This is a genomic window from Candidatus Omnitrophota bacterium, from assembly GCA_028716165.1.
Lineage (GTDB): Bacteria > Omnitrophota > Gorgyraeia > JABMRG01 > JABMRG01 > JAQUQI01.
In genome coordinates this window covers 71,326-85,351 of sequence record JAQUQI010000001.1, presented here as the reverse complement: position 1 = coordinate 85,351, position 14,026 = coordinate 71,326, and the positions used below count along the sequence as shown (strand labels likewise).

At 45.7% G+C, this 14,026-nt stretch carries 15 protein-coding genes; all 15 read left to right on the top strand.

All coding sequences use genetic code 11. The annotated features are described in order from the left end of the window. Nucleotides 1-13: 13 nt before the first annotated feature. Complete coding sequence (gene dnaJ / locus PHV77_00405) at nt 14-1,171, top strand: molecular chaperone DnaJ (GenBank protein MDD5503762.1); 1,158 nt, start codon at nt 14-16, stop codon at nt 1,169-1,171. Nucleotides 1,172-1,209: 38 nt separating this feature from the next. Further along, a complete protein-coding gene (locus PHV77_00400) occupies nt 1,210-1,485 on the top strand; it encodes a zinc ribbon domain-containing protein (protein MDD5503761.1) in 276 nt (91 codons plus the stop codon). Nucleotides 1,486-1,488: 3 nt separating this feature from the next. After that, nucleotides 1,489-1,857 carry a VanZ family protein gene (locus PHV77_00395; protein ID MDD5503760.1) on the top strand — a complete coding sequence of 123 codons (369 nt, stop codon included), beginning with the start codon at nt 1,489-1,491 and terminating at the stop codon, nt 1,855-1,857. Nucleotides 1,858-1,866: 9 nt separating this feature from the next. Beyond that, a complete protein-coding gene (locus tag PHV77_00390; GenBank protein ID MDD5503759.1) occupies nt 1,867-3,138 on the top strand; it encodes a DUF1015 domain-containing protein in 1,272 nt (423 codons plus the stop codon). Between the two features lie 167 nt (nt 3,139-3,305). Beyond that, nucleotides 3,306-4,367, top strand: a complete 1,062-nt coding sequence (locus PHV77_00385) for an NAD-dependent epimerase/dehydratase family protein (protein ID MDD5503758.1) — start codon at nt 3,306-3,308, stop codon at nt 4,365-4,367. Continuing rightward, nucleotides 4,357-5,415 carry an NAD-dependent epimerase/dehydratase family protein gene (locus PHV77_00380; protein MDD5503757.1) on the top strand — a complete coding sequence of 353 codons (1,059 nt, stop codon included), beginning with the start codon at nt 4,357-4,359 and terminating at the stop codon, nt 5,413-5,415. Before PHV77_00385 ends, PHV77_00380 begins: the two co-directional genes overlap by 11 nt. 18 nt (nt 5,416-5,433) lie before the next feature. Then, the gene (locus PHV77_00375; protein ID MDD5503756.1) at nt 5,434-7,044 is read left to right on the top strand and encodes a Gfo/Idh/MocA family oxidoreductase; all 1,611 of its coding nucleotides are present in this window, start codon (nt 5,434-5,436) and stop codon (nt 7,042-7,044) included. Nucleotides 7,045-7,180: 136 nt separating this feature from the next. Continuing rightward, nucleotides 7,181-8,461, top strand: coding sequence for an isocitrate lyase/phosphoenolpyruvate mutase family protein (locus PHV77_00370; GenBank protein ID MDD5503755.1), 1,281 nt, complete (start codon nt 7,181-7,183; stop codon nt 8,459-8,461). Next, complete coding sequence (locus tag PHV77_00365; GenBank protein ID MDD5503754.1) at nt 8,458-8,808, top strand: hypothetical protein; 351 nt, start codon at nt 8,458-8,460, stop codon at nt 8,806-8,808. Before PHV77_00370 ends, PHV77_00365 begins: the two co-directional genes overlap by 4 nt. Beyond that, nucleotides 8,789-9,271 (top strand): thiamine pyrophosphate-dependent enzyme, encoded by a 483-nt coding sequence (locus PHV77_00360; GenBank protein MDD5503753.1) that lies wholly within the window; start codon nt 8,789-8,791, stop codon nt 9,269-9,271. Before PHV77_00365 ends, PHV77_00360 begins: the two co-directional genes overlap by 20 nt. Beyond that, nucleotides 9,246-10,154 carry an iron-containing alcohol dehydrogenase gene (locus PHV77_00355; protein ID MDD5503752.1) on the top strand — a complete coding sequence of 303 codons (909 nt, stop codon included), beginning with the start codon at nt 9,246-9,248 and terminating at the stop codon, nt 10,152-10,154. The genes PHV77_00360 and PHV77_00355 overlap by 26 nt, the downstream gene beginning before the upstream one ends. Then, nucleotides 10,151-10,540, top strand: coding sequence for a MarR family EPS-associated transcriptional regulator (locus tag PHV77_00350; GenBank protein MDD5503751.1), 390 nt, complete (start codon nt 10,151-10,153; stop codon nt 10,538-10,540). Before PHV77_00355 ends, PHV77_00350 begins: the two co-directional genes overlap by 4 nt. Further along, entirely contained in the window at nt 10,530-11,519 is a 990-nt protein-coding gene (gene pseB / locus PHV77_00345) for a UDP-N-acetylglucosamine 4,6-dehydratase (inverting) (GenBank protein MDD5503750.1), read from the top strand. The genes PHV77_00350 and pseB overlap by 11 nt, the downstream gene beginning before the upstream one ends. Continuing rightward, nucleotides 11,516-12,664 (top strand): UDP-4-amino-4,6-dideoxy-N-acetyl-beta-L-altrosamine transaminase, encoded by a 1,149-nt coding sequence (pseC, locus tag PHV77_00340; protein MDD5503749.1) that lies wholly within the window; start codon nt 11,516-11,518, stop codon nt 12,662-12,664. Before pseB ends, pseC begins: the two co-directional genes overlap by 4 nt. Beyond that, a complete protein-coding gene (locus PHV77_00335) occupies nt 12,661-14,025 on the top strand; it encodes a radical SAM protein (GenBank protein ID MDD5503748.1) in 1,365 nt (454 codons plus the stop codon). The genes pseC and PHV77_00335 overlap by 4 nt, the downstream gene beginning before the upstream one ends. The last annotated feature ends 1 nt before the right edge of the window (nt 14,026 follow it).

Sequence of the window (14,026 nt, the reverse complement as noted above, 5' to 3'; positions counted from 1 at the left end):
TAAGGGCCTTATATTGTCAAAACGTGATTACTATGAAATACTTGGTGTCGCCCGGTCAGCTTCCGAGGATGAGATAAAGAAGGCATATAGAAAGCTTGCTTTAAAATATCATCCTGACAGGGTGCAGGAATCTGAAAAGAAACAGGCCAGCGAAAAATTCAAGGAAGCCACAGAGGCATACGAGGTATTAGGTGACACCAAGAAGAAGGCCCAGTATGACCAATACGGGCATAGCGCTTTCCAGAACGGCTTTGGCGCAGGTCCCGGCAATATGGAACATGCCGAAGAGGTTTTCCGTGATTTTATGAGCGGCTTTGGCGGCGCGGGCGGCGGAATTTTCGGCGATATATTTGACGGCATCTTCGGCGAGGGGGTTTCCTCCGGGCGCAGGCAGGGGCCAAGGCGCGGAAATGACATTGAGATGAGCATGGAGATAGAGTTTGAGGAGTCTGCTTTCGGCGTTGAGAAAAAGATAAAACTTCCGAGGTATGAAGCGTGCCCTGCCTGCAAAGGCCAGGGGGCCAAGCCCGGCACAGGCAAATCACGATGTTCTTATTGCGGCGGCAGTGGGCAGATAAGAAGCCAGTCGGGTTTTTTGAGCATAGCAAGGGTATGCCCCCGTTGTCAGGGAGAAGGAGAGATTATATCATCGCCTTGCACTGAATGCCGCGGCACAGGCAGGATAAAACAAGAGAGAAAAATAGACGTCCATATACCCGCCGGCGTTGATACAGGCACAAGGGTAAGGGTGCATGGCGAGGGGGAGGCCGGAGCCAAAGGCGGCGGCCGCGGCGATCTTTATATACTTATTTACGTAAAAAAACATCCTTTATATAAGCGCGACGGAAATAATGTTATATGCGAACTGCCCATTAGTTTTTCTCAAGCGGTATTAGGGGATGAGACGGATGTCCCGACTCTTTACGGCAATGTAAAGATGAAGATACCCGCCGGGACACAGCCCGGAAAGACATTTAGACTGCGCGAAAAAGGTATCGTGGACGTGCATGGTTATGGCAAAGGAGACCAGCTGGTCAGGATTGTTATTGACGTGCCGGTCAAGCTTTCCGCCAGGCAAAAAGAATTATTAAAGGAATTTGACGCCCTTGGCGGCAGATCAACGCCGGGCATAAATTCCTTTATGGACAAAATAAAAGGAGCGTTTCGTTGACCTGGTTTTTTTAAGCCGTCAAGGGAAGGGAAATTGATATGCCGACATATGAGTATAAGTGCGAAAAGTGCGGTAAGATTTTTGAAGAGTTTCACTCTATCACTGCCGAGCCTGTTAAAAAATGTAAGTTTTGTTCCGGCAAGGTGCGCCGCCTTATAAGCCCGGGCGCGGGTTTTATATTGAAGGGCAATGGTTTTTACGCCACTGATTACCGCAAACCTGATTACAAGCGCCAGGCCCAAAAGGAAGCGGCCGGAACATGCCCTGCCGGTAAAAAATCATCATGCGCCAACTGTCCGAATTCCGGGAAATAAGGCGTGGTAAAGAAAGTTTTTTTCAGATACTGGTTTCCTGTAATTGTATGCGCGCTTGCCATTTTTATCCTGTCATTGTCAGCTATTCCGCAGGAAATAGGGCTTGAAATATGCCCTGATAAGATATTCCATTTTTCAGCTTACGCGGCATTGGCGTTTTTGTTTTTCAGGGCTTTTTACAATACAGGCGCCAGGCCCGCGGCAGGTGGGCCGGCTGTCAGGGCTTTCGGCGCGGTATTCGCGTACGGGGCCTTAATGGAGATTTGCCAATTGTTACTGCCTTACAGGTCTTTGGAGATATTGGATATTTTTTTTAATACTGCCGGCGCCTTGTCAGGAGTTTTGTTTTTTAATTTTAGAAAGAGAAAATAAGAGGAGTATATGGCCAGGATAATCCCTTTCAAGGCTCTAAGATATGACAAACGTATAAAATTAGACAAGGCGGTTTGCCCGCCGTATGACGTGATAAACAGGCAGCAGCGCAGTGAGTTTTTAAAAAAATCCGCTTATAATATCGTAAGGATAGTCCTTCCCGAACGCAGGGCAGGTAACGGCGGATATGTCGGGGCCGGGAACGAGTTGTCGTCGTGGATAGACAAAGGTATTTTTTGCCAGGACAGCGCGGAATCATTATATATTTATGAGCAGGAATTTACCCTTGCCGGAAAATTATCTAAAAGGCTTGGATTTATTTCACTGCTCGGGCTTGAGAGTTCAAAAGATAAGTCCCCACTGCCGCATGAAAATGTATTTTTAAAACCCTTGCTTGACAGGGTAAGCCTGATGAAGGCTGTCCGCGCCCATCTTAGCCCTGTGTTCATGGTTTTTGATGACAAAGGCGGTTTATGCCAGGCCCGGCTAAAGAAGATTATTAAAAAGATAAAGCCCGACCTTGATATACGCGCCGACAACTGCAGGCATAGGCTATGGCGCCTTAACGATAAGGAATTGGTCTTTGGAATACAGCGCAAGCTTGACCGTTCACGGACTTTTATTGCCGACGGCCATCATCGCTTCAAGGCATCGGTGATGACAAGGGATTATTTTGATTCAAGGTATAGAGCCCCCGGCGGGCACAGATTTACCCTGGCGTATTTTGTAAGCTCGCGCGATAAAGGCCTTAAGATACTTCCCACGCACCGCGCTGTCAGGCAATTGCCCTCGGGTTTTGGCATTGATTATATAAAGGACAGATTGAGCCCGCATTTTGATGTCAGGCAGATTAAGCCTTCCTGTGCGGACAGGCTTATGAAACGGGCGTTTTTAGCCAAAAGATGTTCTTTTGTCATGTATTATGAAAATAAATATATTTTTATATCACTTAAAGACAAAACCATCATAAAGGGCATGGAGCCTAAGGGAGCCAGCCTTAGATGGAAAGGCCTTGATGTTTCTATCCTGCATAATCTCGTGCTTAAAAGGTTTTTGAAAATAAAAGAGCGCGTTAAAAAAGAGCGTAATATTTATTATTACAAAGACAGCAAAGAACTTATAACCCATGTTAATGACGGCAGATACGGCCTTGGAATATTATTAAATCCTTCCACGATGGATGATGTGATAGCGCTTGCAAAAAATGGCGAAAGGATGCCGCATAAATCCACCTATTTTTACCCCAAGCCCATTACCGGCCTTGTTATCCACAAGTTTTAATTTTCAAAAGCTAATTGTCTGAATAACGCAGGCCGGATAAGCGTATATTATTGGATCTTTTTGATATACGCGCCTAATTGCATTCCCGGTGTTGACAAAAACAGCGCAAATGTGATAATATTCATCATAATGTTTTTTACGCTAATTTAACCGTTTATGAAGTCCAAATGACCCCAAATGTACTTGTAACAGGTTCCAGCGGATTAGTCGGTTCAGAGGCCGTCAGATTTTTCTCTGAAAGAGGGTTTCTTGTCACGGGAATTGATAATGACATGAGAAGCTCTTTTTTTGGGCCTACTGCCGGGACTTCGTGGAATAAAGAACTTCTCATAAAGGACTGCCCGGGCTTCAGGCACATAGATATTGATATAAGGGATAAGCCCGGCATAGAAGCCATATTTAAAAAAAATAAATTCAACCTTATCATTCATGCCGCTGCCCAGCCTTCGCATGATTGGGCGGCAACAGACCCCGAGACTGATTTTAGCGTTAACGCCTTTGCCACGCTTTTGCTCCTTGAGGTTTTTCGCAGGTATTGCCCTGAAGCGGTTTTTATATTTACTTCCACAAACAAGGTCTATGGAGACAGCCCCAATACCCTGCCTTTTGTAGAGCTTGATACAAGATACGAAATACCGCAAGGCCACAAATTTTATCAGGGTATAAACGAGACCATGAGTATTGACATGTCCACGCACAGCTTATTCGGTGTTTCAAAAGCCTCGGCCGACCTTCTTGTGCAGGAATACGGCAGGTATTTCGGATTAAAGACAGCTGTTTTTAGAGGAGGTTGTCTTACGGGCCCTCGTCACAGCGCGGCGATTTTACACGGTTTTCTCGCCTATCTTATCCAATGCGCGCTTTGCGGCAAAAAATACATTATCAATGGTTACAAGGGCAAGCAGGTAAGGGATAATATACACTCCCACGATCTGGTGAATGCCTTTTATCATTTTTATTGTAATCCCCGTTGTGGTGAGGTGTATAATATCGGCGGTTCAAGGCATTCAAATATCTCTATAATTGAGGCGGTAAAGAAGATAGAGGCCATAACCGGTAAAAAGGCGGTTATGGAATATTGCGATAAACCGAGGACGGGCGACCATATCTGGTATATATCAGACGTGTCTAAATTCAAGAACCACTATCCAAAATGGGATTATGAATACAACCTGGATGAGACTATAGCGCAGATGTGCGAAGAAATGGAGGCCAGGAGTGGGGCATAAAAATATACTGGTAACAGGCGGCGCGGGTTTTATCGGCAGTAATATCTGCTTATATCTTAAGAAGCTGTATCCAAAGGCGCGCATTATGGCATTGGATAGTCTTAAAAGGCGCGGCTCGGAGCTTAATATTAAACGATTGTCCGAGAACGGCATTGTTTTTTTACACGGCGATATCAGGTGCCGCGAAGACCTTGACATAAAAACCCCGATCGGGCTTATCATAGAATGCAGCGCCGAGCCTTCGGTGCTTGCCGATATATCATCAGGGCCTGAATATGTTATCAATACCAATCTTATGGGTATGGTAAATTGCCTTGAGCTGGCCCGTAAAAAGGCAAGCGATTTTATTTTTTTATCAACGAGCAGGGTTTATCCCTATGCCGGCATAAGGGCCCTTAAGATCAAAGAGGAAAAATCGCGTTTTATCTGGAATGAAAAAAGCCGGATAGCAGGTTTTTCTTCAAGGGGCATAGGCGAAGGTTTTAGCCTTGAAGGCGCCAGGAGCCTTTATGGGGCGACAAAGCTTTCCTGTGAATTACTGCTTACCGAATATGCCGCTAATTACGGCATAAAGGCTGTAATAAACAGAATGTCTGTTGTGGCAGGAGCGTGGCAGTTTGGCAAAACAGACCAGGGTTTTATCAGCCTATGGGCCATGTCCCATCTTTTTCAAAAGCCGGTATCTTATATCGGATGGTCGGGCAAAGGCAAACAGGTAAGAGATATCTTGCACATTGACGACCTCTGCCGCCTTATAGCTATGCAGGCGGATGACATGGGTAAGGCAGGCGGCCGGGTATATAATGTGGGCGGAGGGGCAAAGAATTCATTGTCTTTACTTGAGCTTACCGAATTATGCCAGGCTGTGACAGGCAATAAGACTCGTATTTTATCCCAGGCCAATACAAGGCCTTTTGATATCCCGGTATATATCTCTGACAATAGCCGGATTCGGGCGGATTTTGGCTGGGTTCCCCTGGCATCAAAAGAAAAGATCATAGAGGACATTTGCGAATGGGCGTCAAAGACGAGTTATTGCCCATTTTAAATAAGGTGTAAATTGCATATGCAAAGACAAGAACAAGATATAAGGTTGGCGGTCGCGGGCCTGGGTTATTGGGGCAAGAATATATTGCGCAATGCCTATCAGACAGGCCTTCTTTATGCCGCCTGTGATACTGATATAAAGACCCTTGAAGAAAAAAAACCCGCCTTTTCCGGCGTGCGATTTACGGATGATTTTAACGATATCATAAAGGACGAGCTGGTTAATGCCGTTCTGATATCAACGCCCGCGGCGGCGCATTTTAATATGGCCAAGGCCGCGCTCCTTGCCGGCAAGGACGTCTTTGTTGAAAAACCGTTAGCGCTCAATACCAGAGATGGTGAAGAGCTTGTCCGGATTGCCGAAGAGAAGAGGCGCGTATTGATGGTAGGCCATATCCTGCAATATCATCCCGCTGTTATAAAACTTAAGGAGCTTATCGGCCAGGGCTTATTGGGCGATATACAGTATGTCAATTCCAACAGGCTTAATATCGGCAAGGTCAGGGTTGAAGAAAACATCCTATGGAGTTTTGCCCCGCATGATATATCGGTGATACTCATGCTTTTAAATGATATGCCTGTAAAGATAGGCTGTTTCGGAGAGGATTATCTAAGCAGTAAAGTCCATGATGTTACCCTGACTACTCTTGAATTCAAAAACAAGGTCAAGGCTCATATATTCGTAAGCTGGCTTAACCCGTATAAAGAACAAAAGCTCGTGGTCGTGGGCTCAAAGGCCATGGCGGTTTTTGACGATATGACACGGGAAAAGCTATTTATCTATCCGCACAAGATAACACGGAATAATGGCGGGCCGCCTATTGCCGTAAAAGCGGACTGTCAGATAATAGAGATTGAAGACAAAGAGCCTTTGAAAGAAGAGATAGCGCATTTTGTGCATTGTGTAAGGCAGAGAAAGGCCCCTTTGACAGACGGCAGGGAAGGGCTAAGGGTATTAAGCGTTCTTGAGGAGGCGGATATGCTGATAAGAAAAGAAACCGGCAGTGCGCGCGGGCCATTGCGTGAAAAAGATTATTTTTGCCATCAGAGCTCATATGTGGAAGAAGGCGCCATAATCGGCCGCGGAACAAAGATATGGCATTTTTCGCATATACTCTCCGGTTCCGATATAGGCCAAAACTGTGTAATAGGCCAAAACGTTTCCATAGGCCCTGATGTTAAAATAGGTAACGGCTGTAAGATACAAAATAATGTATCCGTGTATAAAGGTGTTTGCCTTGAAGACGATGTATTCTGCGGGCCGTCGTGCGTATTTACCAATGTTTATACGCCGAGGGCTTTTATAGACAGAAAAAAAGAATTTTTACCCACACTTGTTAAAAAGGGCGCCTCAATAGGCGCCAATGCCACGATAATATCGGGCATTACAATAGGCAATTATGCCTTTGTGGCGGCCGGCGCGGTTGTAAAAAAAGATATACCGGATTATTGCATGGTTGCCGGTGTTCCCGCCCGCCAGATAGGCTGGGCCTGTGAGTGCGGGACAAGGATTAAGCCTGTTGGCGGTAAGGCGGACTGCTCGTATTGCGGCAGGCGCTATGTCCTGCGATCCGGCAAAATATTGCCCGCGAAGCCAAAACCTGCCCCGAAGCGGGCTACCCGCAAATAAAGCCTTCTTTTCATATTTCTCTTGCATTAATTTTATTAACCCTGTATAATGTTCAATAAATGAACATATGACCCCGCGCCAAGACTTTTTGCGCGCCGATCTCCCGCATCAGTAACCACAGACAAGAGGGCTTTTTATGCACAATAAAAAGGAAAGGATAGTATATGCCACGATGGCAGGTGATCTTTTTCACCGCGGGCATTTAGAATTTATCAAAAAGATAAACACGCTTGGGGATTTTGTGATCATAGGCCTTCACCCGGATGATATTATCAAGGCCTACAAGAGAAACCCTGTCATACCCTTTGAAGACAGAAAGGCCATAATAGAATCTGTCAGGGGTGTGGACCTGGTCGTGGAAGACTGCATGGGTTCCAGGCGCCCTACTATGTCCGAAAACATCAAAAAATATAAAGTTGATATAGCTGTTCACGGTAATGACTGGCTGCCTGCCGAATATAAAAAGATAAAACAGCAAAAATTATGCAAGGTAGTCCAGGTGGAGGCATATCCTGATGTCACAACCACAGCCATATTGGATAGGATAAAACAAAGAAAGAGCCTGAAGGCTTCTGTTGATAAGGGCAAAAAGGCCGTGCTTGTCTCCGCAGGGGACGCGATAACGGCAAGGCTTGTGGAAGAGGCGGATTTTGACGGTATATGGGTATCGGGTTTTGAGGCCTCTGCCAGGCTGGGGCTGACTGATAATGGTTCTATAACAATGACCGATATGCTTAATGTTGCCAAGCCTATTGTTGATGCCACTTCATTGCCCGTGATAGTGGATACCGATAACGGATACGGCGGACTGCATAACTTTGTAAGGACGGTAAAGGAATTTGAAAAGATAGGCTGTGCTGGCATATGCGTTGAGGACAATATATTCCCCAAACAGAATTCATTATGGGGCGGTAAAGTCCCTCTCTTGTCTATGCAAGAGCATGGCATGAAAATAATGGCGGGCAAGGCCTCGCAGAATACCAGGGATTTTATAATAGTGGCAAGGACAGAGGCATTGATACGCGGATACGGTATGGCTGAAGCAGTCAAAAGGGCCAAGTATTATGCTTCTTGCGGCGCGGACATGGTGATGATACACACAAGAGAGGCTACGGGCAGGCAGGCTTTGTCTATACCCGGCAGGTGGAAATTGGATACGCCCCTTGTAATAGTACCGACAAAATTTCCACAGATAAACAATAAACGCCTGTTCCACGCGGGGTTTTCCGTTGTAGTGCTTGCCAATCAGACGGAAAGGATAAAGATTAAGGCCATACGCCAGGGCCTTAGGCTTATCAAGGAGAATGACAATACCTTAGCCATAGAAAAAGGGCTCTCGGCAACGCTTGACGACATGAGATATCTTACGCCCATAAAAGAGACTGAAATGATTGAAAAAAGGTTCGGTAAAAAATGAAAGATTATGACGCCGTTTTCGGCGTGCCGTGCTCTAAATTAAAAAAATTCATAAACCGGATAGAGAACTATATCCCGTGCACAAAAGAAGACGAAGCCATGGCGCTTGCCGCGGGCGCCTATTTGGCAGGTAAAAAACCGCTTGTCTTTTTGCAGAATAGCGGGCTCGGAAATATAGTTGATATAGTGACCTCGCTTGTCAAGCCTTATGGGATGCGGATAGGGCTTCTTGTCAGCCTAAGGGACAAGCCAGAACACCACGCTTTTATGGCAAGCATTACAATAAAACTATTGGAACTTCTGGAATACGACGATTATAGGATATTTGATGAAAATGAAGAGAATTGAGGCGATAAGCGCTATCATGAAAAATGTCACCGATGAGGCGGTAGTCTCATCCACGGGCATGATATCAAGGGAATTATACGCTGTAATGGACAGGGACAGGAATTTTTATATGCTCGGAAGCATGGGGTCGGCTCTGGGCATAGGCCTTGGCATAGCTATCAATTCTTCCTGCAAGGTTATCGTGATATCCGGAGACGCGGCCGTGCTTATGTCTTTAGGCACATTGGCGCTTCATAAAAAGCTTAATCCTGCCAATCTAAAGCATTATATACTGGATAATAATTGCTGCAGTTCAACGGGCGGCCAGCCGACATGTTCGGACGCGGTTGACTTTGCTTCTATAGCGCCCAATACATACGTGATAAAGGTTGATAAAGACAAGGGTGTGGCGCCGCGTATACCCATGAAACCCGGCGAGATTATGACAAGGTTTAAACATGCGCTCAGCGTTAATAGTATATAGCAAAAGTAATAAGGCCCTTGCTTTAAAAATTGCCCAAGGCTATAAAGACACGGATTTTTTAACAGTATCGGGCCAGCCCGGCACTGATCTGCTTAGATTTAAAACAGATAAGGACGTCGTAATAGGCATAGGAGGCGGAAGCGCGATTGATACGGCCAAGGTTATATCGGGCAGAAAGCCCGCGATAACCATACCGTCTACCGCATCCGGCGCGGCTATTACGCCTTACGCGACACTTTGGAAAGCAGGCGGCAAGATATCGGTTGCCACGGCAAAGCCCATATTAAAATTTATACCAGGCATTGCCAAAAGTCTTCCTGCCGAAACGGCAAGGCTTACTATGCTTGACGCTTTCGCGCACGCGATAGAGTCTTTGTGGTCTGTTAACGCGACAGGCCCAAGCCGCAGATATTGCGCCCGCGCATTACGCATGCTTATGAGCTATATCAAGTCAAAGGACAATGATCTTTTGATAAAAGCCGGAAACGAAGCGGGAAAGGCCATAGAGATTTCCAAGACCAATGTTGTCCATGCCTCGTCTTATCCTTTTACCTCCCGATATGGGCTAAGCCATGCCGCGGCATGCGGTAAACTATTGCCGTATTTTGTCCAGTTTATGGATTATGCCAAACTTCCCTATCTTATGGGATTAGAGTCTACCCGGCAAGTGGTTTCTTTATTGCGAAAATATTCCCGGAACATAATAATGCCTGATTTTAAGCCGGACAGGCTTGCCGGCATGATATTGAAGTATAAGAGAATAAAAGACGGGCCGAGGAGGCTTGCAAAAAGCGATCTGGTATACATATTAAGCCGCGTGCGCGAAGATAGCGCCTGCAAAAAAAGCCCCAAAGCTTGCCGCGCCGGAGATGGCAGTATATGAAAGACAATATAAGAGAAGATATAAGGGAAGATATTTTTAATATATTAAGGATACTTTATTCGGGAAGCAAGCCGACGCAAAGAGACCTGTCAAGCTGTCTTGGCGTTTCTCTGGGTAAGATAAATTACCTGCTTAAGGTAATAGCCAAAAGAGGCCTTGTATCCATAAAGCATTTTACCCAGGAAGGGCAAAAGGCCAGAAAGATAGGCTATCTTTTAACGCAGAAAGGCATAGAGACCAAGCTTCGCTATACCCATCACTACCTTAAGCGCAAGGAGGAAGAGTATCTTGCCCTGAAAAAAGAGGCGGAAGCTTCTTTTGGCACACTGCCTAAAGGGTTTAACGTAAAACGCAAGCATACAGCGGGAGAAACTTATGTTAAATAACAGCACTGTCTTAATAACCGGCGGCACAGGCTCATTCGGACATGAATTTGTCCAAGCCGCGTTTGATTCCTATAAGCCGAAAAAGGTCATAGTATTCAGCAGGGACGAGTTCAAACAGTATAATATGGCAAAGCTTTTTCCCGACGGTAAATATCCAATACGTTATTTTTTGGGAGATATCAGGGACAGGAGCAGGCTCGGCAGGGCTTTTTACGGCGTTGACATAGTGATCCACGCCGCGGCATTAAAGCAAGTGCCAGCTTTAGAGTATAATCCGATAGAGGCTGTAAAGACCAATATTATAGGCGCCGACAATATTGTTGACGCGGCGATAGATTCCGGAGTTAAAAAAGTAATAGCTTTGTCAACGGATAAGGCGGTAAACCCGATAAACCTTTACGGCGCGACGAAGCTTGCCGCTGAAAAAATATTTATCGCGGCAAACGCTTATGGCGGAGACAGAACGGCATTTTCCGTGGTAAGATACGGCAATGTTGTGGCATCACGCGGCAGTGTCATACCCTTGTTTATGGACCTGAAACAAAAAGGCGTAAAAGAATTTCCCATAACAGACCTTAATATGACCCGTTTCTGGATGACTTTAAAACAAAGCGTCGGGCTTGTCATAAAGGCGCTTGAGGTTGCTGTAGGCGGAGAAGTATTTGTGCCCAGGATTCCTTCAATGAAAATAACAGACCTTGCCAGGGCGATTGATCCTGATTGCGAATTCAAGGTCACCGGCATACGCCCGGGAGAGAAGGTGCATGAAACGCTTATATCGGAGGATGAAAGCCGCAATACGAAGGTCCTTGACGATATCTATGTTATAATATCCCAATTTGCCAGGCAGGGCACAAAGGCATTTGAAAGATACAAGAAGAATAAGCCGGTTGAGCCCGGCTTTGCTTATCGCAGTGATAAGAACGATAAAAACCTTACCCGCAATGAGCTTCAAAAAATACTCAAAGATATGGTATGAAAAACCTTTGTTACGGAAGACAATGCATTGATAGCCGGGATATAGAAGAAGTGGTTGGCGCGCTTCGTTCGGACTGGCTTACGCAAGGCCCGAGAGTGGATGAATTTGAATCCATGATCTGTAAATACACGACAGCACGTTATTGCGTGGCGCTTTCAAGCGGAACAGCGGCGCTTCATCTGGCCTGTATTGCCTGCGGCCTCAAGCCCGGGGACGAGGCTATTACCAGCCCTATTACTTTTTTGGCGACATCAAATGCCGTATTGTATACAGGGGCAAAGCCCGTATTTGCCGATATAGACCCCATCACGGTCAATATAAACCCCTCTTTGATAGAGAAACAGATTACCAGAAAGACCAAAGCCATTCTACCCGTGCATTTCGCGGGTTTTCCCTGTGATATGGAGCGCATAAAAAAGATAGCCCTTAAAAGATCTTTAACAATAATTGAAGACGCCTGCCACGCTTTAGGCGCCGAATACCGCTGCGGCGGCGTATGGCACAAGACAGGTTCCTGCCAGCACTCTGACATGTCGGTATTTAGTTTTCATCCAGTAAAATCTATTACCACCGGCGAGGGCGGGGCGATTACGACAAATAATGCCAATTTATACCGGAGATTGCGCGCATTGCGCGCGCACGGCACTTATAAGGATAAAAATATTTTAGCCAAAAAAGGGCCCTGGTATTATGAAATGAAAGAGTTAGGGTTTAATTACAGGCTAACCGATATACAGTGCTCGCTCGGCATATCACAGCTTAAAAAACTCAAAGCCTTTATCGGTAAGCGAAATGAGCTTGCCGCGCTTTACCGGGAATTGCTTTGCGATTGCCGTGATATTCAATTGCCGCCCGAATCAGATAATTGCCGCAGCGCGTGCCATTTATTTTTTATCAGGCTCAAAGACTGTAAGAAACGCAGGCAGGTATTTGAAAAACTTTTACTTCATAAGATACGAGCCCAGGTCCATTATATACCTGTTTATGAGCACCCCTATTACGCGAAAAGGTCTTTGGGAGTGCGCTCTGATTACCCTAACGCGGACAGATATTACCGTGGTACACTGTCACTGCCGCTTCATGTTTCGCTCAAACCGTCGGACATACGCCGTGTTGTGAAAATATTAAAGGACGCTCTAAGATGAAAGTATTATTGATAAATCCGCCGATACGCGAATGGTCTAAACCTAATGTATTTCCTCTTGGATTAGGTTATATAGCTTCTGTATTGCTTAAAGATGGCCATGATGTCTGGGTTATGGATATAAACGGATACAGATGGGACAGGCAGAAGGTAGAAGAAATGATAAGCGGGGCGGATTACGATGTCGTAGGTATCGGAGGCATAATTACTATATACAAGTATGTCAAATGGCTTGTGTCGGTTTTGAAGAAACACCATCCCGGCAGAAAGATAATTGTAGGAGGCAGTGTCGGTTCGTCTATTCCCGCTATAATGCTTGGGTCAAACCCTGTTGATATAGTTGTTATCGGCGAAGGAGAAGAGACGATCAAAGAATTGATATCCGTTATGGCCGCGGGCGGGGACTTGTCCTCGGTAAACGGCATTTGTTATAAAGACGATAAAGGAGGCATAATCCGGACCGCCCCGAGACAACCTGTAAAGGATTTAGACAGTATAGCTTTGCCGGCATGGGATCTTTTCCCCATGGATATATACCTGAAAAACCCCGTGGGCGCGCCGAACAGGAATAAATGGATAGACGGCTCATCGCGGGACGGAGAAAGCCTTTCCATGAACATATACGGGACAAGGGGCTGTCCTTATCAGTGCGTGTATTGTTACCATGATTTTATGGGCGCAAGATACAGGACCCGTTCGCCTGGCAATATTATGGAAGAGATAAAACAGCTTTATAACCGCTACGGGGTCAAGTATTTTCATTTTATTGATGATGAGTTTGTCGTCAATAGGGATTTTACTTTTGAGTTTTGCCGGCTTGTAAAGGAATTTTCACAAGAGATAGGATCGCCCATTACCTGGGGCTGTGCCGGCAGGGTGAATCTGATGACCGAGGATATGATAATTGCCATGTCGCAGGCAGGATGTGTTCTTATAGGATACGGCATAGAGTCCGGAAGCCAGGCCATGCTTGATTTTATCAAAAAACGCGTTACTATCACGCAGGCAAAAAAGGCGGTAGCCCTTACCAGAAAGCATCTCGGATGGGCCGATACCTCGTTTATGATAGGGTATCCCGGCGAGACAAAGCAGAGCATACAAGAGACTATTGATTTTTGCAAGGAATTAGAGCTTGTCCCCGAAGTTATATTCTTTTTAACGCCCTATCCCGGCACGCGCTTGTATGAGATGGCATTAAACAAGGGTATGATAAAAAATGAAGAGGAATATATACTATCGCTTGGCGAGCAAGGCGAAAAGATAAGGATAAATTTTACAAATTTTTCAGATAAACAGCTTTATGAAATACAGGCCAACATGATTGATGAATTGAAGGCCTGGAACAAGGTAAGGCATAGCTAAA